Genomic DNA, 22,811 nt, shown 5'->3' with positions numbered 1-22,811 from the left:
TCCGTGGGAGTGACGGTGGCGTGTCGCAACGGAGTTCGTCGGGCGTTCGTCACTCAGCGCTCGGGACGGCCCTGACGGAGGCGGTGCAGGACCCCGTGGGGGACGTCTTCTCGCAGCAATTGGAAGAGCCGGTGGTCGCGCCAGTCCCCCGCGATGTGCAGGTAGCGTGGCGCCAGGCCGAACTCGTCGAATCCGAGCTTCTCGACGACCCGCAGGCTCGCGGCGTTCTCGGGGCGGATCGAGATCTCGATGCGATGGAGGCCGACCTGCGTGAACAGGTGGTCGCACACGAGGGCGACGGCGGTGGGCGTGACGCCCCGGCCCGCGTGGCTGTGCGCCACCCAGTAGCCGATGCTGGCCCACAACGCGGACCCGCGCGTGATCCCGCTGACCGTGACCTGGCCGACCATCTGGCCGGCCCAGGTGACCGCGAACGGCATGGCGGTGCCCTCACGGGCCCGTCGGCGCAGGGCGCCGATCGTGGCGCCGTACGACTCGGGCGCGACGCCCTCGCCGCGCGGCAGCGTGGCCTCCCACGGACCGAGCCACTCGAGGTTCTCGGTGCGCAGCCGCGCCCACGTCGAGGCGTCGCGACGCACCAGCGGCCGAACCCCGATGAGTCCGTCCGACAGCGTCGCCGGCCAGCCGCGAGCCATCAGAAGTTGCGGTCCAGCACCAGCGTGCGGACGGTGTCGCCGAGATTGAGCGCGCTCTCGTCCTCACCCACGACGATCAGCGCATTGGCCTTGGCCAGCGCACCGACCAGGTGCGGGCCGGTGTGCGGCAGCGGCGTGACCTTGGCGCCGCGGTGCGTGACCTCGAAGAACGCCGGCCGGTACTCGCGCACCCCGGTGTCGGACCTCAGGTCCTCGGCCAGGACCGCGTGTACCTGCGGACGGCGGTAGGGCGTGCGACCGAGCATCCGCCGAATCGCGGGCACCACGAAGACCTCGAACCCGACGTAGGCCGAGACGGGGTCGCCGGGCAGCGTGATGACGGGAGTCTGCTCCTCGAAGACGCGGCCGAACCCGTGGGTGCGGCCCGGGGTCATCGCGACCTCGGCGAAGGTGACCTCGCCGACCTCGGTCAGCGTGCGCTTGACCAGCGCGCGATCGTCGCCGGTGATGCCCCCGGTCGTGATGACCAGGTCGGCGCGCACCAGCTGGTCGGACAGCACCCGCTTGAAGACGGCCGGATCGTCGTCGACGACACCGACGCGGTACGCGATGGCGCCGAGGTCGCGGACGGCCGCGGCGAGCATCGAGGAGTTCGCGTCGAAGACCGAGTCCACCTCGAGGTGGGCTCCGGGCTCGCGCAGCTCGCGTCCGGTCGACATGACCACGACGCGGGGACGGGGACGCGCACGGACGCGGTCGCGGCCGATCGCGGCGAGCAGCCCGATCTCGCGGGGGCCCAGCACGGCTCCCTCGGGCAGGGCGACGGCGCCGCGGGAGAGGTCGCCGGCGGCGTGTCGCACGCCCGCTCCGGCCAGCACGGCACGGCCGATCGCGACGTTGGTGCGTCCGCCGTCGGTCGAGTCGGCCGGGACGACGGCGTCGGCGCCGCGAGGCAACGGCGCGCCGGCCATGATCCGCACGCACGATCCGGCGCTGATGGCGAAGGGCTTGCCCAGGCCGGCGACGATCTCGGCCACGACCGGCAGCTCGACCGGCTCGCCGGGGCGGGCCCCGACGACGTCGGTGGCGTTGACGGCGTACCCGTCGACGGCCGCCGCGGAGAACCGCGGCAGGTCCTCGTTGGCCAGGACGTCCTCGTGCAGGGTCAGGCCGAGCGACTCGACGACCGGCTGGTCGTAGGCGGCGAGCGGACCGACGCCGCGCAGGATGGTCTCGAGATGGTCTTCGACCGTCAGGCGCCCGGGGGCCACGCTGACGGGACGCGTCCGCGGGGGCAGTTGTCCTGACGACATGCGTGCCAGCCTAACCGTCGTACCGGCTCAGATCCCGGACAGCACCGTTCCGGACGCCACGTGGCGCGGTCGGCCCTCGTCCTCGAGCACGACGTCACCGCGCACGACGACGCCCTCGCCGAAGCTCCAGTCGCCCCGCACGGTCAGCGACGTGGCGTACAGCAGGGACACCGAGAACGGCAGCCGCTTGTCGAACTCGGCGATCGGGCCGAAGAAGCGCTTGTCCAGATCGACCGCCGGGACGTCGTCGACCCGGGCGCGCAGCTGGTAGTCCGGGCCCACGTCGTAGACGTCGGAGCGCAGCAGCAGCAGGTCGTCGGTCGTCTTGACCGGCAGGAACCGCGCCCGGTCGACCTCGATCGCGGTCGCGCCCTCGAACACCGAGATCGCCGAGCCCATCGCGGACTCGATCTGGATGACCTCGGGGCTGGAGGGGTCGGTCGGGTCGACCCGCTTCTGGTTGCGGATCAGCGGCAGATCGAGCACGCCCTCGGCCTGGTCGAGCTCGGCGCGCAGCGCATGCAGGTCGAACCAGAGGTTGTTGGTGTGGAAGTACTTGTGCACCTTGAGGTCGGCGGCCGCCTGGCGGTCCTCGGGCGCGATCTGCGCCGTCTCGCGCAGGATCAGGCGGCCGTCGGACTTGCGGACGACGAGGTGTCCGCCCTTGACGTCCGCGGGCGTGCGGCGGCACACCTCGGCGGCGTAGGGCGCGCCCGTCTCGGCGAACCACGCCATCATCGCGGGGTCCGGCACGGCGCCGAGGTTGTCGGCGTTCGAGATCGAGGCGTAGCGGTATCCCGCCTCGATCAGCTGGTCGAGCACACCGGAGGCGTCCAGCGCGGTGTAGAGGTCGGCGTGACCGGGCGGGCACCACTCCAGGGAGGGGTCGGCCGGCCACTCGACGGGCTCGAGGGTCTCGGCGTCCAGCCGCGGCTCGCGGTTCTGGACGAAGTCCAGCGGCAGGTCGCCCACCTTGAGCTCGGGGTAGCGCGCCAGCGCGGCCAGGGTGTCGTCGCGGGTGCGGAAGCTGTTCATGAACAGCAGCGGCAGGTCGACGCCGAGGGTGGATCGCACGTGCCACACCTGGTCGACGATGAGGTCCAGGAAGCTCAGCCGGTGCTTGATCGGCAGCAGCGACTTGGCCCGCTGCATGCCCATCGTCGTGCCGAGCCCGCCGTTGAGCTTGATGACGACGGTCTCGGCCGCCGCGCGGCGCAGGGTCTCGGTGTCGAAGTCCAGGCGCGCGATGCTGGCGACGTCGGTGAGCGGTTCGACGTCGGCCTCGGCGATCAGGCCAGACGCGCCGCCCTCCAGCTGGTGGTAGAACGCCGTGAACACGTCGATCGCCTGCTCGGGAAGTCCGTCCGAGCGCATCTTCTGCTGTGCGTCTGCCAGTGCTTTCACCGGCCCTAGGCTAGCGGCATGACGGCCGACGTGACGTGTGAGAAGGTCCAGCTGCGCACGTCACTGCTCTCGCAGCGGCGCGCGAGATCGCCGCGGGACCGCACCGCCGCGGCGGAGGCGATCGCCCTGCACGCCACCGCGTTGCCGGCGCTGGCGCGGGCGACCCGGGTGGCGGCCTACCTCTCGATGCCCACTGAGCCGGGCACCGGCCCCCTCCTGCAAGGGCTGCTGGACCGGCACGTGTCCGTCCTGCTGCCCGTGAGCCATCCGGACCGCTCACTCACGTGGGTCGAGCATGCGCCCGACGCGGTGCGGGCCGGCCCGCTGGGCGTCCCCGAGCCCGTCGGGCAGGACCTCGGGCCCGACGCCCTCGCAGGCTGCGGCATCGCGCTCGTGCCCGCGCTGGCCGTCGACCACGCCGGCAACCGACTCGGCCGCGGCGCCGGCTACTACGACCGCGCGCTGGCCCGGTTCGACGGCGTCGTGTGCGCCGTGGTGTTCGAGGACGAGCTGCTCCCCCGGGTCCCCCACGAGCCGCACGACCGGCCCGTCGACCTGGTCCTGACCCCCGCAGGGGTCTTCCGGCCCCTGCGCGACTGAGTCAGGACACCCCGACGATGGGCAGCCGGTAGGCGGCGGGCGCGTCGACGGGGACGACCGGGTTCTTCGGCAGGACGGGATCGAGCCGGCGGTACAACTGGCCCAGGGCGGGACGCTGGTCGGGCTCGCCGCGGTTCGGCCACAGCGACACGGCCCGCTCGGCCTGCGCCGTGATCGTCAGCGAGGGGTTCACCCCGAGGTTGGCCGTGATGGCCGCCCCGTCGATGACGTGCAGCCCCTCGTGGCCGTAGAGCCGCTGGTACGGGTCGATGACTCCGGTCTGCGGCGAGTCGCCGATGGCGCACCCGCCCAGGAAGTGCGCGGTCATGGGGATGCCGATCGGCTCGGTGACGATGCCGCCGGGCACGCCGTCCATGTAGTCGGCCATCTCGGTCACGGCGCGGTGGGCCGAGGCGATGTAGGTCGGGTTCGGCTCGCCCGTGCCCTGCTTGGTGGTCATCTTGCGACCACCGAACAGCCGGCGCTTCGTGTAGGTCGTGATCGAGTTGTCGCGCGCCTGCATCACCAGGGCGATGACCGTGCGCTCGGACCAGTGGAACGCGTCGTACAGCTTGGGCAGGCGCGGCCCGAGCTTGAGGATGTTCTTCGCGACGGTCTTCAGGCTCGGCTCGTCGGTCCCGCTGCCATCGGTCGAGAGCACCATCTGGACGAACATCATCACGTTCGAGCCCTTGCCGTAGCGGACCGGCTCGATGTGGGTCGTGGCGTCGGGGTGGATCGACGAGGTGATCGCGACGCCGCGGGTGTAGTCGACCTCGCGGTGCATCGCGACCGAGCCCATCAGCGCCTCGGAGTTCGTGCGCGTCAGCAGACCCAGTCGGTCCGAGATGTTCGGCAGGCTGCCGGAGTCGCGCAGGCGGTGCAGCAGTCGCTGTGTGCCCAGCGAGGCGGCCGAGAACACGACCTGCTCCGCCCTGATCACGGGCTGCTTGCCGCGCCACGGCTTCGTGGACTTCGAGTGCACCTCGTAGCCGCCGCCGGCGATCGGCCGCACGTCGAACACCGTCGTCAGCTCGCGGACTTCCGCGCCCGCCTGCTCGGCCAGGTACAGGTAGTTCTTGACCAGGGTGTTCTTGGCGTTGTGGCGGCAGCCCGACATGCACTCACCGCAGTTGATGCACGTGCGCCGGGACGGCCCGACGCCGCCGAAGTAGGGGTCGCCGACGTCCTGACCCTCATCCTCGCCGAACAGCACGCCCACGGGCGCGAAGTGGAACGAGTCGCCGTAGCCCAGCCGGTCGGCGGCCTCCTTGACGACCGTGTCGGCCGGGGTCATCTGCGCGACCGGGTTGACGCCGAGCATCCGCTTGGCCTGGTCGTAGTACGGCGCCAGCTCGCTCTTCCAGTCGGTGATGTGGCTCCAGGCGGGGTCCTCGTAGAACGGGTCGAGCGGCTCGTAGAGGGTGTTGGCGTAGACGAGCGAGCCACCGCCGACCCCGGCGCCGGCGAGCACGAGCGAGTTGCGCAACAGGTTGATCCGCTGGATGCCGTAGCAGCCCAGCTTCGGCGCCCACAGGTACTCGCGCAGGTGCCAGGAGTTCTTGGCGAACTGGTCGTCGGCGAACCGGCGGCCGGACTCCAGGACGAGGACCTTGTAGCCCTTCTCGGTGAGCCGCAGCGCCGAGACGCTGCCGCCGAACCCCGATCCGACGATGACGACGTCGTAGTCGAACTCGCTCATGGTGATCAGGCCTTCCGGGTGAGGCGACGCATCAGCACGAGGCCGACCGTCAGCACGGCGGTGAAGGTGCGCTTGGACAGCTGCGGCGGACCGCCGACCGGCACGAGGCGCTGGACGCCGATGGACTGGCTCTCGGTGAAGCGCAGCAGGCCCTCGGCGCCCTGACGGCGTCCGGTGCCGGACTGCTTCATCCCGCCCATGGGCGCGCCGATGCTGCCGAACGTGGCGGCGAAGCCCTCGTTGACGTTGACGGTGCCGGCCTGGATCTTCGGAGCCACCTTGCGGGCGCGGCGCACCGGTCCCCAGACGCTGGCGTTGAGGCCGTAGATCGTGCTGTTGGCCAGCGCGATCGCCTCACCGACGCCGCGGTACGGGTACAGGGACACGAGCGGGCCGAAGGTCTCCTCGGCGGAGCACAGTGCGGACTCGGGCACGTTCTCGAGCACGGTGGGCTCGTGGAACCACGGTGCGATGTCGGGGCGGGCCCGGCCGCCCGAGACGACGGTGGCTCCGTGGTCGATCGCGTCGGCGACGTGCTTCTCGATGGTGGCCAGCTGGGCGGGCGAGACGAGCGTTCCCATCTCGGCCTCCCAGTCGGCGTTCGCGCCGTAGCTCAACCGTTCGAGCCGCTCGGCGAGCGCGTCGCGGTACTGGTCGTAGATCGACTCGTGGACGTAGATCCGCTCGATCGACACGCACAGCTGTCCGGCCGAGCTGAACGCGGCGTTGATCGTGCCCTCGACCGTCTTCTCGACGTCGGCGCCGGGCAGGACGATCATCGGGTTCTTGCCACCGAGCTCGAGCGAGCAGCCGATGAGCCGCTCCGAGCACTGCGCGGCGATGCGCTTGCCGGTGGCGGTCGATCCGGTGAAGCAGATGTAGTCGGCGTTCGCGATGATCGTCGAGCCGATGACCGAGCCCGCGCCGCTGACGACCTGCCACAGGTCCTTCGGGAAGCCCGCGCGGTGCATCAGCTGGATGATCGCGAGCGCCGTGAGCGGCGCCTGGCTGTCGGGCTTGTGGACGACGGCATTGCCCGCGGCCACGGCGGCGAGCCCATCGACGAGGGCCATCGACAGCGGGTAGTTCCACGGCGTGATGAGCCCGACGACGCCCTTGGGCTGGTGGTACTGGCGGATGCCGGTGAGCACCGGGTAGGCGCCCGCGATCCGGTGCGGGCCGAGGATCCGCGACAGCCGACGGCCGTAGTAGCGGCCGGTCAGCGCGGTGTGCAGGACCTCGTCGAAGGCGTGCGAACGGGCCTTGCCGGACTCCAGCTGCACGAGGTCGAGCAGCTCCTCACGGTTCTTCAGGATCAGGTCGTGCAGCTTCAGCAGGGCGCGCTTGCGCCGGCGCAGCGACGTGCGTGCCCAGGCCCGCTGCGCGACCCGCGCGGCCGCGAAGGCATCGAGCACGTCCTGCTCGGTCGAGACCGGGACGGTCGCGACGTCGGCACCCGTGAGCGGGGTGACGGTGGTGCGCGTCTCGGGGCCCGTCGCCCGGATCAGGGCCGTGAGTTCGGCGATCCGCGCGGGGCTGACTGTGATCTGGGCGACATCGGGCATGAGAGGGACAATACCGCGAAGTAACCGGATGTGACACACGCCGTGTCACATAGGGGGAACGGGCTCCCCCTCGGGCCGCCGCACCGCGAGCGTCTTGGCGAAGCACAGCGATTCGGGCACCTCGTCGTAGGGCGGGAAGACCTCGATCGGCGCGTATCCCGAGCGCTCGTACAGCGCGATCGCGGCGCGCTGCCGCTCACCCGTGTGCAGCACGACGCGGTCGGTGACCTGGGCGGCTCGCGCTTCGATCTCGGCCAGCAGCCGGGGCGCCAGTCCCGTGCCCCGGGTGCTGGGCAGCAGGAACATCCGCTTGATCTCGACCAGGTCGCGCAGCCGGCGCAGGCTGACCGTGCCGACCGGCTCACCGTCGTCCAGCACGAGGAGGCAGGCGATCACCGAGTCCGGATCGATGTCCTCGGCGCCGGCCGTGTGGCGAGGCCGTCCGTAGAGGTCGCTCATCTCTTGGGACATCCGGGCCCGCAGCGCGACCGCACGCGGGTCGAGGAAGTCGACCTCGACGATCTCGGTGCTCACCGCCGCACCACCGGTCCGGGCTCGCGCAGGTCGGCCAGCATCGGGTGCTGCGCCCGGGTGGCCTTGAGCAGCGGACGGTCGAGCGTCGCGACGGCGACCCCCTCCCCCGGCCCTACCTCGGCGATGAGGCGTCCCTCGGGGTCGTACACGGCACTGCCGCCGTCGAAGTCGGCGCCGGCCACCGAGCCGGTGAGACCGCTGACGACCGCGTACATGCCGTTCTCGAGCGCCCGGGAGCGGTAGTACAGCTCGCGCCGGTGGGCGCTGCCGGTGACGTAGGCGATCGATGCGGCGTAGACCTCGGCGCCGGCGAGGGCGAGTGCGCGGGCGTGCTCGGGGAAGCAGCCGTCGTAACAGATCGACAGGCCCACGGCCCAGCCCCGGACGTCGATGATCACGCTGTGGGCGCCGGGCACGACGTGGTCGTTCTCGGCGTCGCACGGGTTCTGCTTGTCGTAGACACGTCGCCCGGCGGGATCGTCGCCCAGGCCGAACGCCAGCGTCGAGATCGTGAAGCCGTCGGGCCCGTCGAGGCACGCGCCGACCAAGACGACCATGCCGGTCTCGGCCGCCGCCAGCTCGATCGGCCGCAGCCGAGGATCGGTCTCGCCCACGACGATCGGCGGCATCCGGTAGCCGCCCAGGAACAGCTCGGGCATGACCAGCAGGTCGGCTCCCCGCGCCTGCTCGACGGCCCGGACCACCGTGGCGATGTCGGCCTCGACGTCGCCCGCCGAGGCGAACTGCCCCGTGGCGACCGCCAGGGTCACCCGAGCACGACCTCGATGCGCTGGAACTCCTTGAGGTCGGTGTAACCGGTGGTGGCCATCGCGCGGCGCAGCGCGCCGACCAGGTTCATCGTGCCGTCGGGGACGTGCGACGGACCGAACAGCACCTGCTCCAGCGAGCCCACGGTGCCGATCTCGACGCGCTCGCCGCGGGGCAGGTCGCCGTGCCAAGCCTCGGCGCCCCAGTGGAACCCCGCACCGGGCGCATCCGTGGCGCGGGCGAACGGCGAGCCGATCATGACGGCGTCGGCGCCGCAGGCGAAGGCCTTGGTCAGATCGCCGCTGCGGCCGATCGAGCCGTCAGCGATGACGTGCACGTACCGACCACCGGACTCGTCGAGGTAGTCGCGTCGCGCGGCGGCGACGTCGGAGACGGCCGAGGCCATCGGCACCGCCACACCCAGGACGCTGCGCGTCGTGTGGGTGGCGCCGCCGCCGAAGCCGACCAGCACGCCGGCCGCACCGGTGCGCATGAGGTGCAGCGCGGCCTGGTGCGTCGCGCACCCGCCGACGATGACGGGGACGTCGAGCTCGTAGATGAACTCCTTGAGGTTCAGCGGCTCGGCGTTGCTCGACACGTGCTCGGCCGAGACCGTGGTGCCGCGAATGACGAAGAGGTCGACGCCGGCCTGGACGACCGCGTCGGCGAACTGCTTGGTGTGGCCCGGGCTCAGGGCGCCCGCGACGGTGACGCCGGCCGCGCGGATCTCGTGCAGGCGCGCGGTGATGAGCTCGGCCTTGATCGGCTCGCTGTAGATCTGCTGCAGACGCGGGGTGACCTGCGCCGGCTCGATGCGGGCGATCTCCTCCAGCAGCGGCAGCGGATCCTCGTACCGGGTCCACAGGCCCTCGAGGTTCAGGACGCCCAGGCCGCCGAACTTGCCCAGGGCGATCGCGGTCTCGGGGCTCATCACCGAGTCCATCGGGGCCGCGATGATCGGCAGGTCGAACCGGTAGGCGTCGATCTGCCAGTCGGTGGAGACCTCCTGCGGATCGCGCGTCCGACGGCTCGGGACGATCGCGATGTCGTCGAAGTGGTAACCCTGGCGACCGCGCTTGGCCAATCCGATGTCGATGCTCACGGCTGACAGCCTATCGGGCGCTCACGACGTCACAGGATCGTGTAGTTGGGCGCCTCGACGGTCATCTGGATGTCGTGCGGGTGGCTCTCCTTGAGTCCGGCCGTCGTGATGCGGACGAACCGGCCGCGCTCACGCAGCTCGGGGATGGTGCGCGAGCCGACGTAGAACATCGACTGGTGCAGTCCACCGATCAGCTGGTGGGCCACCGACGAGAGCGGGCCGCGGTAGGCGACGCGCCCCTCGATGCCCTCGGGCACGATCTTGTCGTCGTTGGTGACGTCGGCCTGGAAGTAGCGGTCCTTGGAGTAGGACTTCTTGCCGCGCGAGGCCATCGCGCCGACCGAGCCCATCCCGCGGTAGGTCTTGTACTGCTTGCCCGCGACGAAGATCAGCTCGCCGGGACTCTCCTCGCACCCGGCCAGCAGCGAGCCGACCATGACGCTCTCGGCGCCGGCCACGAGGGCCTTGGCGATGTCGCCGGAGTACTGCAGGCCGCCGTCGGCGATGACCGGGACGCCCGCGGGCTCGGCAGCCAGCGAGGCCTCGTAGACGGCGGAGATCTGGGGCACGCCCACACCGGCCACGACGCGGGTGGTGCAGATCGAGCCCGGGCCGACGCCGACCTTGACCGCGTCGACGCCCGCGTCGACCAGCGCCTGGGCGCCGTCGCGCGTGGCGACGTTGCCGCCGATGATCTGGACGTTCGCGAAGGCGGGATCGGCCTTGAGCTTGCGGACCATGTCGAGCAGGGCGCGCGCGTGGCCGTGGGCGGTGTCGACCACGAGCACGTCGACGCCGGCCTCCATGAGGCGTCCGGCGCGCTCGTAGGAGTCGCCGAAGAAGCCGACGGCCGCACCGACCAGCAGGCGCCCCTCGGCGTCCTTGCTGGCCATCGGGAACTGCTCGGACTTCACGAAGTCCTTGACCGTGATCAGGCCGGCCAGCTTGCCGTCGTCGTCGATGATCGGCAGGCGCTCGCGCTTGTGCTGACGCAGCAGCGAGGAGGCATCCTCGCGGCTGATGCCGACGGGGCCGGTGATCAGCGGCATGTGGGTCATGACGTCGTTGACGAGGGTCGTGGACCACTCGGCGACGGGCGTGAAGCGCAGGTCGCGGTTCGTGACGATGCCCAGCAGCGTGTTGTCCTCGTCGACGACCGGCAGGCCGGAGACGCGGTACTCGCCGCAGCGCTCGTCGAGCTCCTCGAGGGTCGCCTTGGGGCCGATCGTGACGGGGTTGGGGATCATGCCCGTCTGGGTGCGCTTGACCAGATCGACCTGGTACGCCTGGTCGTCGATCGAGAGGTTGCGGTGCAGGATGCCGATGCCGCCCTCACGGGCCATCGCGATCGCCATGCGGGACTCCGTGACGGTGTCCATCGCGCTCGACAGCAGCGGGATCCGCAGGGAGATCTCCCGCGTGAGCCGGGTCGTCGTGTCGACCTCGCTGGGGATGACGTCCGTCTCTCCGGGAAGGAGCAGGACGTCGTCGTAGGTCAGACCAAGGGACGCGAACTTGTCGGGGATGCCCACCATGAGCCAAGTCTACTCGCGGCCGAACGGCTCCCCGACCGGCCCGGAGGTGATCGCGGCCTCAGTGCACGGGCGTGACGGGGCTGACCTTGAGCATCTCGTCGACGGACTCGAACTTCACCCGCGGACGGCCCTCGCGGGCGCCTCGCTTCTCCTCGGCCTTCTCGATCGCGAGCATGCGACGGCGGCCCACGACGTGGTCGACGCGCATCCGCACGAACGCCCCGAAGGCACGGCGCTGACGCGGTGGCGGAGCGATCCGCCCGGTGTTCGCGTCGGCGATGATCGTGGCGATCGTCTCGTGGGCGCACGCGCGGTTGGTGCCGATGCCGCCGGTGGCACCGCGCTTGATCCAGCCCACGACGTAGGTGCCGGGCACCGGCTGTCCGGTGGCGGGGTCCACGACCCGGCCCGACTCGTTCGGGACCGTGGCGGTCTCCTCGTCGAAGGGCAGCCCCGGCACGGGCGTGCCGCGATGGCCGGTGGCGCGGATCAACGTGCCGCACGGGACCGTGACGGCCTGCTCGGGGATCCCGGACGGCGCGACCTGCACGGCCTCGACCCGCTGCTCACCCTCGACGGAGACGACCTGTCGACCGAAGGCGAACACGAGCCGGCGGCGCTCGCTCGGCGGCGCCGTGAGGTCGACGTCGACCAGCGGCAGGGCCGCCAGTGCGGCTGCGTTGGAGTCCGGCTCGGCCTCGGCCAGCTCGCCCTCGGTGAACTCGTCCCGCGCCACGACGACGTCGATCCCCGGGGGCATCATCAACAGCTCGGGCCGGGTGAACGCGGCAGCCGACGGGCCACGCCGGCCGAGCAGGACGACCTCGCGCACGTCGAGGTCGCGGAAGGCCCGCACGGCGTGATCGGGCATGTCGGTGCGGGCCAGCACGGCCGGGTCGTGCAGCAGCAGTCGCGCCAGGTCGAGGGCGACGTTGCCGTTGCCCACGACGACCACGCGATCGCCCGCCAGGACGACGCCGGCCGTGTCGATGTCGAGGGCGCCGTTGTACCAGCCGACGACGTCCGGCCCGGCGTAGACGCCCGCCATGTCCTCACCCGGGACGCCGAGCTCGCGGTCTCGGCGTGCGCCCACGCCGTAGATGACGGCGTCGTGGTGCTGCAGCACGTCCTCGTGGGAGATGTCGCGACCCACCTCGACGTTCATCACCATCTTCGTGCGGGGGTGCTTGTACGCCCAGTGGAAGAGCTCGGCGAACTTCTTGGTGTCGGTGTGGTCGGGGGCCACTCCCCCGCGCACCAGTCCGCCGGGCACCGGGAGCCGGTCGATCATCGTGATCTTCGCGTCGGTCGACAGCAACAGCTCACGCGCCGCGTAGGCCGCCGCCGGCCCGGTGCCCACGATCGCGATGGACAACGGGCGCACCAGGTCGCCGCCCATCTCGTCCCAGGTGTGCGTCTGCGGGCTCTCGCGCTCGGGGCGCTGCTCGAAGTACGCCGCGTTCAACTGGGCGAACTGCGCCTCGGAGCCGCGCAGCAGGTCGATGGCCTTGGGCGCCGCGACCGGGCACGCATCGGCACAGGCGCCGCAGTCGATGCACACCTGCGGATCGACGTAGAGGATCTCGGCCGTGCCGAAGTCGGGCTCGTCCGGGGTGGGATGGATGCAGTCCACGGGGCAGACCGAGACGCACGAGGCGTCCTTGCAGCAGGACTGGGTGATCGCGTAGGCCACGGTGGTCTCTCGGGGGGGGTCGGTGCGTCGGCGGGCGCTCAGAGCATCTGCGCTCAGAGCATGTGGACCGTGCGGTAGATCCGCATCGCCGACGGCGTGAGCAGGCCGACCTCGGACAGGAAGTCCATGAGGTGGACGCAGCTCATCCGCATCAGGTTCTGGTGGTGGGTGTTGCCATTCACCGCCGCCTTGGCCTCCTCGGGGTCGAGGCCGACGTTGGCGTAGACGGCGTCGTTGACCAGCGAGTCCACGATGATCGCCGCGACGATCGAGATGGCCAGCGCGGCCACGTGACGGCGCGGCTTGGAGATGCCGGCGAGATGCTCGCGGATCTCCATGCGCGCGAACTTCATGTGGCGCGCCTCCTCGACCACGTGGATCTTGCTGGAGGTGCGCACCTCCTCGAGCACGTTCTCGCCGCGCATCCAGTCGCGCTGCATGACGTCGAGGACCTCCTCGGCGACCAGGATCGCGGCGTAGGACATCTCGCCGTTCGCCGTGGTGCGGAAGACCCGGGCCAGCTCGTGGAAGAGCCGGCGCGGACGGTAGTGCGGGACGCCCATCTTGCTGCAGGTCTTGCTGAACATCAGCGAGTGGCGGCACTCGTCGGCGATCTCGGTGAGGGCGAAGCGGAACTCCGGGTCGCCGTAGTCGGCCGAGTACTGCGAGCGCAGCACCATCGACTGCAGCATCGTCTCGAACCAGATGCCGGTGCTCATGATGGAGCCGACCTCGTGACGGGTCAGGTCGATCCGCTGCTGCTCGCTCATGCGGTCCCACAGCGCCGTGCCGTAGAGCGTCGACCACTCGGGGTTGAGCCCGTACTTGGTCGGGTCGAGCGGCTTGTCCCAGTCGATCTCCTGGTCGGGGTCGTACGACAGGACGGCAGCCGACTCGAGCAGACGCTCGAGCTCGGTGTCCATGTCGATGGACTGGCGGAACTCGACGGCGGCGCGATCGTCGGTGACGGTCATGGCGGTCTCCTCGCGAAATCGGATGTGACATTGCGAATGTAACATAGGATGTGAGGCGCGTCACGACCTTTCCCGGCCGTTGGACGACGACGTCTGCGCGACCCACCGTATTGGGCTGCCCCGGCGTACCATCGGGCCCATGCTGTTGTGCATGCCCAAGCGCACCCCTTCCGACCGGACCACCGAGGTCGCCGGCGCGTTCGCCACGTGGCTGCGTCGGCGACGCGAGGAGCTCTCGATGACACAGGAGGAGCTGGCCCACCAGTCCGGCCTGAGCCGCAACCAGATCCAGAACCTCGAGAACAACCGCAACAACAACGCCGTCGGCCGGTCCTCGGCCAACCCGAGCCTGGACACGGTGCTGGCCCTCGAGGCGGCGCTCGGACTGGAGCTGGGCGACCTCATGGTGCAGGTGCGCGAGTTCATGGAGTCCGGCGAGCGCTGACCTCCTCGCCGGGGGCCGGCCCACGGCCCCGGCGCCGCTCGGCGAGGACCTGCTCGAACAGGTCGGCCGCGTCCCGCAGCGCCGTGGCGAGCGCCCGCCCCTCATCGGGCGACCTCGCGTACGACTCGGCCGCGTAGGCGAGCTCGGGCTCGTCGGCCGGCAGGGCGCCCAGCAGGATCGCGACCCACGCCCCGCCGGGCGCCGGGAAGGACCGGGCGTGCTGTTCGTCCTCGGCCGTCGCTCCGGTCCGGTGATCGGTGCACCACCACGGGCAGAGGGTCGCTGGCGTTGTCATGGAAGACGTCCTATCAACGGGAGCGGACACCGGGCCGTGACCTAGGTTATTGGGCTTCACGCGCCCTGTCTGCCCCTGTCTCACCCCGGGAACGACGAAGGCCCCGGGCAAGCGCCCGGGGCCTTCGTCGTGCAGAGCAGTCGATCAGTGGTTGTGACCGGCGTGCTCGTCGCCCTCATCGGCCGGCTTGTCCACCACGAGGGTCTCGGTGGTGAGCAGCATGGCCGCGATCGAGGCGGCGTTGGCCAGAGCCGAACGCGTGACCTTGACCGGGTCGAGGATGCCCTGCGCGAGCAGGTCACCGTACTCGTCGGTCGCGGCGTTGTAGCCCTCGCCCGACTCGCGCACCTTCGACACCACGACCTCGCCGGAGACGCCGCCGTTGCGGGCGATCCACTCCAGCGGGGCGTCGGCACCCTTGCGGACGATGCGAACGCCCAAGGCCTCGTCGCCGGTCAGGTCCAGGTCCTTGTCCAGCACGGCGACCGCGTGGACCAGCGCCGAGCCACCGCCGGGGACGATGCCCTCCTCGATGGCCGCGCGGGTCGCCGAGACGGCGTCCTCGATGCGGTGCTTCTTCTCCTTGAGCTCGACCTCGGTGGCCGCGCCGACGCGGATGACGCAGACGCCACCGGCCAGCTTGGCGAGGCGCTCCTGGAGCTTCTCGCGATCCCACTCGGAGTCGGTCTGCTCGAACTCGGCCTTGATCTGCGCCACGCGGCCCTCGACCTCGGCCTGGTCGCCGCCGCCGTCGATGATCGTCGTGTCGTCCTTGGTGACGACGACGCGACGGGCGGTGCCCAGCACCTCGAGGCCGACCTGGTCGAGCTTGAGGCCGACATCGGTGGTGACGACGGTCGCGCCGGTCAGGGTCGCGATGTCCTGCAGCATCGCCTTGCGGCGATCACCGAAGGCCGGAGCCTTGACCGCGACGGACGTGAACGTGCCGCGGATCTTGTTCACCACGATCGTGGACAGGGCCTCGCCCTCGATGTCCTCGGCGATGATGAACAGGCTCTTGCCCGACTGGACGACCTTCTCCAGCAGCGGCAGGAGGTCGGCCACGGCCGAGATCTTGCCCTGGTTGACGAGGATGTAGGGGTCGTCGAGGACGGCCTCCATACGCTCGGTGTCGGTCACCATGTAGGGAGACAGGTAGCCCTTGTCGAACTGCATGCCCTCGGTGAACTCGAGGTCGGTGCCCATGGTGTTGGACTCCTCGACGGTGATGACGCCGTCCTTGCCGACCTTGTCGAACGCCTCGGCGATGAGCTCGCCGATCACCGAGTCACGGCTCGAGACCGTGGCGACGGCGGCCATGTCGGACACCGAGTCGATCACGCGAGCGCGCTCGTGCAGCTCGGCCGTGACGGCCTCGACGGCCTTCTCGATGCCCTTCTTCAGGCCGACCGGGTTGGCGCCGGCCGCGACGTGACGCAGGCCCTCGTGGACCATGGCCTGGGCCAGGACCGTGGCGGTCGTGGTGCCGTCACCGGCGACGTCGTTCGTCTTGGTGGCGACTTCCTTGGCCAACTGCGCGCCGAGGTTCTCGAACGGGTCGTCCAGTTCGATCTCACGGGCGACGGACACGCCGTCGTTCGTGATCGTGGGGGCGCCCCACTTCTTGTCGAGGACCACGTAACGGCCCTTGGGGCCGAGGGTCACCTTGACGGTGTCGGCGAGCTTGTCGACACCGCGTTCGAGGGCGCGGCGTGCGCCCTCGTCGAATTCCAGAATCTTGGGCATGAGTGCTCCCTAAACGGTTGGGCGGGTGGACTCAGGCGATGACGGCGAGGACGTCGCGGGCGTTGAGGATGAGGAACTCCTCGCCGCCGTGCTTGACCTCGGTGCCGCCGTACTTGCTGAAGAGCACCTTGTCGCCGACGGCAACGTCGACGGGGATGCGCTCGCCGCTGTCGCTGACGCGACCGGGGCCCACGGCCACGACCTCGCCCTCCTGCGGCTTCTCCTTGGCGGTGTCGGGGATGACGAGACCCGACGCGGTGGTCTGCTCGGCCTCTCCGGCCTTGATGACGATGCGATCTTCGAGCGGCTTGATGGTGACCGACACTGGTCGACCTCCCCTTTCGGATGAGTGACGTTCGAGTTGGCACTCGCCCGAGGGGAGTGCCAGACCTCAGCGTATCACCGCGCTGGCACTCGCCCCAAGGGAGTGCTAAACCCCATGGGGGTACCCGCCGACGGCCCTGCGGACCCCGGCCCTCGCGCGCGAGGGCCCACTACGATGGGGGGTTCCTGGCGCCCGTCGCATCGACGCGGCGCCGCGAGATTTCGGCGCGGGTTCCGGCTCGCGCCCAGACACCGGGCCACGCCGGCCGGAGAGGAAGACTTGACCCCACGCGTCGCGATCATCGGAGCAGGACCCAGCGGAATGGCCCAGTTGAGGGCCTTCGAGTCGGCGGCGAGAGCCGGCCACGAGATACCGGACATCGTGTGCTTCGAGAAGCAGGCGGACTGGGGCGGGCAATGGAATCTGACGTGGCGCACGGGCCTGGACGAGCACGGCGAGCCGGTCCACTCGAGCATGTACCGCAACCTGTGGTCGAACGGCCCCAAGGAGGCGCTCGAGTTCGCTGAATACACGTTCGACGATCACTTCGGACGGCCGATCTCCTCGTACCCTCCGCGCGCCGTGCTGTGGGACTACATCAACGGGCGCGCCGAGAACAGCGGGGTCAAGAAGTACGTGCGGTTCTCGACCGTCGTGCGCTGGGTCGAGTTCGACGAGCAGACCCGGCAGTTCACCGTGACCGTCGAGGACCTGGAGTCGCGCGAGACGACCTCCGAGACCTTCGATCACGTGATCGTCGGGTCCGGGCACTTCAGCACGCCCCACGTCCCCTACTTCACCGGCATCGAGACGTTCCCGGGCCGCCTGAGCCACGCGCACGACTTCCGTGGAGCCGAGGGGCTCGCCGACCAGGACGTGCTGCTCATCGGCGCCAGCTACTCCGCCGAGGACATCGGCGTGCAAGCGTTCAAGATGGGCGCCCGCTCGGTGACGTTCAGCTACCGCACCGCGCCGATGGGCTTCCCCTGGCCCGAGGGCATGGAGGAGCTGCCGCTCGTCGAGCGCTTCGAGGGCTCGATCGCCCACTTCGCCAACGGCGAGTCGCGTCGGTTCGACGCCGTGGTGCTGTGCACGGGCTACCTGCACCACTACCCGTTCCTGCCGTCCGACCTCGCGTTGGACTCCCCGAACTGCCTGTATCCGGACCACCTGTACCGCGGCGTGGTCTCCGAGGCGAACGACCGGCTGTTCTACCTCGGCGCCCAGGACCAGTGGTTCACGTTCAACATGTTCGACGCGCAGGCCTGGTACGTCCGCGACGTCATCATGGGCCGGATCGCCCTGCCGGATGCTGCCGAGCAGCGGCGCGACATCGACGCGTGGCGCGAGCGCTTCGCGTCCCTGCAGACCGCCGGCGACGAGATCCGGTTCCAGGCCGACTACATCCGCGACCTGATCGACCTGACGGACTACCCGTCCTTCGACCTCGACCGCGTCGTCGAGATCTTCCTGGCCTGGAAGGCGGACAAGCAGGACGACGTCCTCACCTACCGGGACAAGGTCTACCCCTCCGTCCTCACCGGCACGATGGCCTCGGTCCACCACACTCCGTGGCTGCAGGAGCTGGACGACAGCCTCGAGCGCTACCTGTCCGATCCCGTCGACGACGAGGTTGCCACGTTGGTCACCGAGGAGGAGGACCGGGCCGCGACGACCTGAGGGCCGGGCGCGGGGACAATGTGACCCATGGACCTGGCGACCTTCGAGTCACTGCTCGACGACGAGGGCCAGGTCCTGTTGGGGCACATCGCCGAGCGCTCGGGCTCCGAGTCCGATCTGGCGCTCGGCACCCGGCTGCGTCGTGACCACCCTGCGGAGCTGGTCGCCGCCGCCATGTCGCAGCACGCACTGCGGCGGCGGGCGACGGCGAAGTTCGGCGAGGATGCCGCGCGGATGTACTTCACGCCGGACGCCCTCGAGCAGTCCACCCGCGCTCCCGTCGCCGCCCATCGGGCTGCGCGGCTCGTCGAGCTCGGTGGCACCCGCGTCGTCGATCTCGGCTGCGGCATCGGCGGCGACCTCATCGCCCTGGCGCGCGCCGGACTCGAGGTCCGCGGCGTCGAGCAGGACCCCGTCCGCGCCGCGATCGCGCGGGCCAATCTGGCGGCGCTCGGCCTGGCCGGAACCGTCGACGTCGGCGACGCCACGACGACGGCGCTCGAGCCCGACGAGGTCGCGTTCGTCGATCCGGCACGCCGCGACGGCGCGGGCCGCACGTTCCGACTGGACGCGCTGGTCCCGTCGTGGGACTTCGTGACGGGTCTGCTCGCCGGGCGAGCGGTGGCCAAGGTGATGCCGGGCATCGCGCACGACGCGGTCCCGCCCGGCGTGCAGGCCGAGTGGGTGTCCGACGGCGGCGACCTGGTCGAGGCGTGCCTGTGGGGCGCGGGCTTCGGACCCGGTCCCGCGCGCCGGGCCACGATCCTGCCGGCGGGAGCGACGCTGATCGATCGGGGCGCCGTCGCGGCGACGGGTCCCATGCTCTCCCATCTGGTCGAGCCCGACGACGCGGTCATCCGCGCGGGGCTCGTCGCCGAGCTGGCCGACGACCTGGGCGGGCACCTACTCGACCCGCACATCGCGTGGATCACGACGGACTCCCCCGCCGCCGAGCCGTACGGGCGAGCGTTCCGCGTCGAGGCGGAGCTGCCCTTCCGCGAGAAGCAGCTGCGTGCCGCGCTGCGCGAGCGCGACATCGGCACGCTGACCATCAAGAAGCGCGGCGTGGACATCGTCCCCGAGCGGCTCATCGCCCGACTCAAGCTCACGGGGCCGCACCCCGCCACCGTCGTGATGACCCGTGTCGACGGCGAGGGTCGCGCCTTCCTGGTCGAGCGGCGCCGCTGAACGGTAGCGTCGGGCCATGCCCGCCCGCGTCGACCTCAACGTGGACCTGGGCGAGTCGGCCGAGCGCTGGGCCTCCGGCGAGGACCGCCGCCTGCTCGCCCTCGTCACGAGCGCCAACGTCTGCTGCGGCGCGTATGCCGGTGACGACGTCCTGATCGCCGCCACCTGCCGGGCGGCCGTCGAGCACGGCGTCGCCATCGGCGCCCAGGTGGGATACCCGGACCGCGACGGCTTCGGGCGTCGCGCCATGGAGCTCGCGCCGCGCGACCTGGCCGACGAGGTGCGCCGCCAGGTCGAGCACCTGCGCGCCCTGGCCGACGCCGCCGGTGGCGTCGTCAGCTACGTGAAGCCCCACGGCGCCCTCTATCACCGGATCAGTCACGATCCCACCCAGGCCGCGGCGGTCGTGGAGGCGCTCCTGGCCGATCCCCTGCCACTGCCCCTCGTCGGGATGCCCGGCTCGCTGGCCCTGCGCCTGGCGCGGGATGCCGGCGTGGGCACCGTGCACGAGGGGTTCGCCGACCGGGCCTACGCCGGCGACGGCTCGCTCGTCCCCCGCGGCGAGGCCGGTGCGGTCCTCACCGACCCCGACGTCGCCGCGCAGCAGGCGCTGTCCCTCGTGGACGCCGTCGACTCGGTGTGCGTCCACAGCGACAGTCCCGGCGCCGAGCTGCTGCTCGGGCGCGTCCGCGACCTCATGGACCGGCACGCCGTCCACGTCCGGGCGTTCGGCTGACGTGCGCGTCCTGCCCTGCGGCGACGCGGCCGTCCTGCTCGACTGTGAGGACGCCCTGGAGGCCCGCCGCTGGCACGCCGCCCTGCGGGACCACGCCCCGACGCTGGGGGCCAACACGGTCCTGCTGCGGGGGCGGCCCGATCAGCTTCGCGCCCTGATCTCATCGACGGAGGTCACCGACGTCGACGACGTCCGGGGACGCGAGGTGGCGGTCGAGGTCGTCTACGACGGGCCCGATCTGGCGGACGTCGCCCGGCACTGCGGCCTCGACGTCGACGAGGTGGTCCGCCGGCACACCGCCTCCCCGTGGACCGTCGGCTTCGCCGGCTTCGCCCCGGGCTTCGCCTATCTGACCGGCGGCGATCCCGGCCTCGAGGTACCGCGCCTCGACCGACCGCGACCCCGGGTCGAGGCCGGCTCGGTGGGCCTGGCCGGCGCCTTCAGCGGGATCTACCCCCGCTCCTCCCCCGGCGGCTGGCAGCTCATCGGCCGGACGGACGCGCCGCTGTGGGACCTCGGCCGCGAGGATCCGGCCCTGCTGCGCCTCGGTGATGTCGTGCGCTTCGTGGCGGTCGACCGATGAGCCTGCGCGTCTTGGAGCCCGGCCCTCTGACGCTCGTGCAGGACCAGGGGCGTCCCGGGTGGGCCGACCTCGGCGTCGGGCCGTCGGGCGCCTTCGACCTACAAGCCCTGCGCGCCGCCAACCACCTCGTGGGCAACCCGGAGGACTGTGCCGCGCTGGAGGCCCTCGGCGGCGGGCTGGCTCTGGTCGCCACCGCTCCCCACGTCGTCGCGGTGGCCGGTGCCGCGGGGCAGGTGTCCGTCGACGGTCGTCCCGTCGGGTCCGGCCGCGTGCTCTCGCTGCGCCGCGGCGACGTCCTGCGCCTGGGCGCGCCCGCCGTCGGCATGCGCTGGACCGTCGCCGTCGCGGGCGGGTTCCGACCCGAGCCCGTGCTGGGCAGCCGCTCCTTCGACACGATGGCGGCACTGGGACCGGCTCCCCTGTCCCGGGGCGACGAGCTGGTGGTCGGGCGGCCGCACGGTCCCGTGTCGCTGGAGACCGTCCCCGCGTACATCGCGGCGGGCGAGGTCGGCGTCGGTGTCGTCCTCGGCCCCCGCGACGACTGGTTCACCGCACAGGCGATCAGCACCCTGCTGTCCTGCCCGTGGCGGGTCGACCCGGTCTCGGACCGCATCGGGGTCCGGCTCGAGGGTCCGTCTCTCGACCGCGCCCGCACCGGCGAACTCGAGAGCGAGCCCGTCGTGCGGGGCAGCATCCAGGTGACCAGCTCGGGGCGACCCGTGGTGCTGGGCCCGGACCACCCGGTGACGGGCGGCTACCCGGTCATCGGGGTCGTCGTCGACACCGACGCGCTGGCCCAGGCCCGGCCCGGCGACGTCGTGCGGTTCCGGCGCCACCGCGCCTGAAGCCCTCCGCCCAGCCCCGAGATTTGCTCCCCTTCCGACGTTTGAGGGGCTCTGAAAGGTGAGAATCAGAGCAAATCTCGGGAGCCGGGGGACGCGTCAGGCGACGATGCGGGTGACCGGCAGGCTCGAGTCGACCGGCAGGTCCAGCGGCGAGGGCGCGATGCCGCGGCGGACGACCTCGGCCCCGAGTGCCGCGACCATCGCGCCGTTGTCGGTGCACAGCGACGGCGGCGGGATGCGGACCTCGACACCGGCCTTCGCGGCCCGCTCCAGCACGAAGTGGCGCAGCCGGCCGTTGGCCGCGACGCCGCCGCCCATGATCAGGCGGGGCACGTCGTGGTCGACGCACGCCTTGATCGCCTTGCGGCTGAGCACGTCGCACACCGCGTCCTGGAACGAGGCGGCCACGTCGGCGACCGCGACCGGGCGGCCCATCCGCTGCTCGTGCTGCACGTGGCGGGCCACGGCGCTCTTGAGCCCGGAGAACGAGAAGTCCCAGCGGTAGCGGTCGAGATCGCGACCGGTGGTGAGGCCGCGCGGGAAGGCGATCGCGGTCGGGTCGCCGTCGCGGGCGACGCGGTCGATCTCGGGCCCGCCGGGGTACGGCAGTCCCAGCAGTCGCGCGACCTTGTCGAAGGCCTCGCCGGCGGCGTCGTCGATCGTGCCGCCCAGCAGCGTGATGTCGGTGGCGATGTCGTTGACCAGGAGCAGCTCGGTGTGGCCGCCGCTGACCAGCAGCGCGATGGCCGGCTCGGTGTACCGCCCGTGCTCGAGCTGGTCGACCGCGACGTGCGCGGCGAGGTGGTTGACGCCGTACAGCGGCTTGTCGTGGGCCAGCGCGAGGGCCTTGGCCGCGGCGACGCCGACCAGCAGCGCGCCGGTCAGCCCCGGACCACTCGTGACGGCGATGGCATCGACGTCACGCACGTCGAGCCCGGCCTGCTCGTAGGCCTGCTCCAGCGTGGGGACCATCGCCTCGAGGTGCGCACGACTGGCGACCTCGGGCACGACGCCGCCGAAGCGGACGTGCTCCTCGACGCTCGAGGCGACCGCGTGGGCCAGCAGGGTGGTGCCCCGCACGATGCCCACGCCGGTCTCGTCACAGGAGGACTCGATGCCCAGCACCAGCGGCTCACTCACCCGCCCATTCTCTCAGGCGGG

At 71.3% G+C, this 22,811-nt stretch carries 22 protein-coding genes; 7 read left to right on the top strand and 15 right to left on the bottom strand.

Annotated elements, in window-relative coordinates:
- Nucleotides 1-53: 53 nt before the first annotated feature.
- The 3 genes from NP095_RS03005 to NP095_RS02995 are packed head-to-tail and all read right to left on the bottom strand — an operon-like array spanning nucleotide 54 to nucleotide 3,304.
- On the bottom strand, nucleotides 54-656 hold the full coding sequence (locus NP095_RS03005; protein WP_232417486.1) for a GNAT family N-acetyltransferase: 603 nt from the start codon (nucleotides 654-656) through the stop codon (nucleotides 54-56).
- Nucleotides 656-1,930, bottom strand: a complete 1,275-nt coding sequence (gene glp, locus NP095_RS03000; RefSeq protein ID WP_232417488.1) for a molybdotransferase-like divisome protein Glp — start codon at nucleotides 1,928-1,930, stop codon at nucleotides 656-658. The genes NP095_RS03005 and glp overlap by 1 nt, the downstream gene beginning before the upstream one ends.
- A gap of 27 nt (nucleotides 1,931-1,957) precedes the next feature.
- The gene (locus NP095_RS02995) at nucleotides 1,958-3,304 is read right to left on the bottom strand and encodes a UTP--glucose-1-phosphate uridylyltransferase (protein ID WP_232418544.1); all 1,347 of its coding nucleotides are present in this window, start codon (nucleotides 3,302-3,304) and stop codon (nucleotides 1,958-1,960) included.
- A gap of 48 nt (nucleotides 3,305-3,352) precedes the next feature.
- On the opposite strand from NP095_RS02995, the gene NP095_RS02990 reads away from it, so the two are divergent.
- On the top strand, nucleotides 3,353-3,934 hold the full coding sequence (locus NP095_RS02990) for a 5-formyltetrahydrofolate cyclo-ligase (protein ID WP_232417490.1): 582 nt from the start codon (nucleotides 3,353-3,355) through the stop codon (nucleotides 3,932-3,934).
- 1 nt (nucleotide 3,935) lies between these two features.
- On the opposite strand, the gene NP095_RS02985 is transcribed toward NP095_RS02990, so the two are convergent.
- From NP095_RS02985 to NP095_RS02950, 8 genes are read right to left on the bottom strand one after another with little or no spacing between them, the layout of a single operon-like run.
- Nucleotides 3,936-5,636, bottom strand: a complete 1,701-nt coding sequence (locus tag NP095_RS02985; protein WP_232417492.1) for a GMC family oxidoreductase — start codon at nucleotides 5,634-5,636, stop codon at nucleotides 3,936-3,938.
- 5 nt (nucleotides 5,637-5,641) lie between these two features.
- Nucleotides 5,642-7,201: a succinic semialdehyde dehydrogenase gene (locus NP095_RS02980; RefSeq protein ID WP_232417494.1), complete on the bottom strand. Its 1,560-nt coding sequence runs from the start codon at nucleotides 7,199-7,201 to the stop codon at nucleotides 5,642-5,644.
- A gap of 45 nt (nucleotides 7,202-7,246) precedes the next feature.
- A complete protein-coding gene (locus tag NP095_RS02975) occupies nucleotides 7,247-7,735 on the bottom strand; it encodes a GNAT family N-acetyltransferase (protein ID WP_232417496.1) in 489 nt (162 codons plus the stop codon).
- Nucleotides 7,732-8,505 (bottom strand): carbon-nitrogen hydrolase family protein, encoded by a 774-nt coding sequence (locus tag NP095_RS02970; RefSeq protein WP_232417498.1) that lies wholly within the window; start codon nucleotides 8,503-8,505, stop codon nucleotides 7,732-7,734. The genes NP095_RS02975 and NP095_RS02970 overlap by 4 nt, the downstream gene beginning before the upstream one ends.
- A complete protein-coding gene (locus tag NP095_RS02965; protein WP_232418545.1) occupies nucleotides 8,502-9,599 on the bottom strand; it encodes a GuaB3 family IMP dehydrogenase-related protein in 1,098 nt (365 codons plus the stop codon). Before NP095_RS02965 ends, NP095_RS02970 begins: the two co-directional genes overlap by 4 nt.
- A 35-nt stretch (nucleotides 9,600-9,634) precedes the next feature.
- Complete coding sequence (guaB, locus tag NP095_RS02960; RefSeq protein ID WP_232417501.1) at nucleotides 9,635-11,140, bottom strand: IMP dehydrogenase; 1,506 nt, start codon at nucleotides 11,138-11,140, stop codon at nucleotides 9,635-9,637.
- Nucleotides 11,141-11,198: 58 nt separating this feature from the next.
- Nucleotides 11,199-12,833, bottom strand: coding sequence for an FAD-dependent oxidoreductase (locus NP095_RS02955; protein WP_232417507.1), 1,635 nt, complete (start codon nucleotides 12,831-12,833; stop codon nucleotides 11,199-11,201).
- A gap of 53 nt (nucleotides 12,834-12,886) precedes the next feature.
- Nucleotides 12,887-13,807: an AurF N-oxygenase family protein gene (locus NP095_RS02950; protein WP_232417509.1), complete on the bottom strand. Its 921-nt coding sequence runs from the start codon at nucleotides 13,805-13,807 to the stop codon at nucleotides 12,887-12,889.
- Nucleotides 13,808-13,958: 151 nt separating this feature from the next.
- Between NP095_RS02950 and NP095_RS02945 the strand changes: the two genes are divergently transcribed.
- Complete coding sequence (locus tag NP095_RS02945; protein WP_232417511.1) at nucleotides 13,959-14,252, top strand: helix-turn-helix transcriptional regulator; 294 nt, start codon at nucleotides 13,959-13,961, stop codon at nucleotides 14,250-14,252.
- On the opposite strand, the gene NP095_RS02940 is transcribed toward NP095_RS02945, so the two are convergent.
- The 3 genes from NP095_RS02940 to groES all read right to left on the bottom strand — a co-directional run bounded on the left by NP095_RS02940 (nucleotide 14,230) and on the right by groES (nucleotide 16,618).
- A complete protein-coding gene (locus tag NP095_RS02940) occupies nucleotides 14,230-14,547 on the bottom strand; it encodes a hypothetical protein (protein ID WP_232417513.1) in 318 nt (105 codons plus the stop codon). The genes NP095_RS02945 and NP095_RS02940 overlap by 23 nt on opposite strands.
- Before the next feature lie 144 nt (nucleotides 14,548-14,691).
- On the bottom strand, nucleotides 14,692-16,293 hold the full coding sequence (gene groL, locus NP095_RS02935) for a chaperonin GroEL (protein ID WP_232417516.1): 1,602 nt from the start codon (nucleotides 16,291-16,293) through the stop codon (nucleotides 14,692-14,694).
- Nucleotides 16,294-16,324: 31 nt separating this feature from the next.
- Nucleotides 16,325-16,618: a co-chaperone GroES gene (groES, locus tag NP095_RS02930; RefSeq protein ID WP_078698994.1), complete on the bottom strand. Its 294-nt coding sequence runs from the start codon at nucleotides 16,616-16,618 to the stop codon at nucleotides 16,325-16,327.
- A gap of 279 nt (nucleotides 16,619-16,897) precedes the next feature.
- Between groES and NP095_RS02925 the strand changes: the two genes are divergently transcribed.
- The 5 genes from NP095_RS02925 to NP095_RS02905 are packed head-to-tail and all read left to right on the top strand — an operon-like array spanning nucleotide 16,898 to nucleotide 21,650.
- Nucleotides 16,898-18,298, top strand: coding sequence for an NAD(P)-binding domain-containing protein (locus tag NP095_RS02925; protein ID WP_232417518.1), 1,401 nt, complete (start codon nucleotides 16,898-16,900; stop codon nucleotides 18,296-18,298).
- Nucleotides 18,299-18,325: 27 nt separating this feature from the next.
- Nucleotides 18,326-19,486, top strand: coding sequence for a class I SAM-dependent methyltransferase (locus tag NP095_RS02920; RefSeq protein WP_232417520.1), 1,161 nt, complete (start codon nucleotides 18,326-18,328; stop codon nucleotides 19,484-19,486).
- 16 nt (nucleotides 19,487-19,502) lie between these two features.
- Complete coding sequence (locus NP095_RS02915; RefSeq protein WP_232417522.1) at nucleotides 19,503-20,222, top strand: 5-oxoprolinase subunit PxpA; 720 nt, start codon at nucleotides 19,503-19,505, stop codon at nucleotides 20,220-20,222.
- A 1-nt stretch (nucleotide 20,223) separates the two neighbouring features.
- Nucleotides 20,224-20,805 carry a 5-oxoprolinase subunit B family protein gene (locus tag NP095_RS02910; RefSeq protein ID WP_232417524.1) on the top strand — a complete coding sequence of 194 codons (582 nt, stop codon included), beginning with the start codon at nucleotides 20,224-20,226 and terminating at the stop codon, nucleotides 20,803-20,805.
- On the top strand, nucleotides 20,802-21,650 hold the full coding sequence (locus NP095_RS02905) for a 5-oxoprolinase subunit C family protein (protein WP_232417526.1): 849 nt from the start codon (nucleotides 20,802-20,804) through the stop codon (nucleotides 21,648-21,650). Before NP095_RS02910 ends, NP095_RS02905 begins: the two co-directional genes overlap by 4 nt.
- Nucleotides 21,651-21,746: 96 nt before the next feature.
- On the opposite strand, the gene tsaD is transcribed toward NP095_RS02905, so the two are convergent.
- Nucleotides 21,747-22,790, bottom strand: coding sequence for a tRNA (adenosine(37)-N6)-threonylcarbamoyltransferase complex transferase subunit TsaD (gene tsaD / locus NP095_RS02900; RefSeq protein ID WP_232417529.1), 1,044 nt, complete (start codon nucleotides 22,788-22,790; stop codon nucleotides 21,747-21,749).
- Nucleotides 22,791-22,811: the final 21 nt, after the last annotated feature.

Origin of the sequence: Aeromicrobium duanguangcaii (genome assembly GCF_024508295.1) — a bacterium.
Taxonomy (GTDB): Bacteria; Actinomycetota; Actinomycetes; order Propionibacteriales; family Nocardioidaceae; genus Aeromicrobium; species Aeromicrobium duanguangcaii.
The sequence above is the reverse complement of the archived record's forward strand: the minus strand, read 5'-3'. Positions and strand labels throughout refer to the sequence as shown.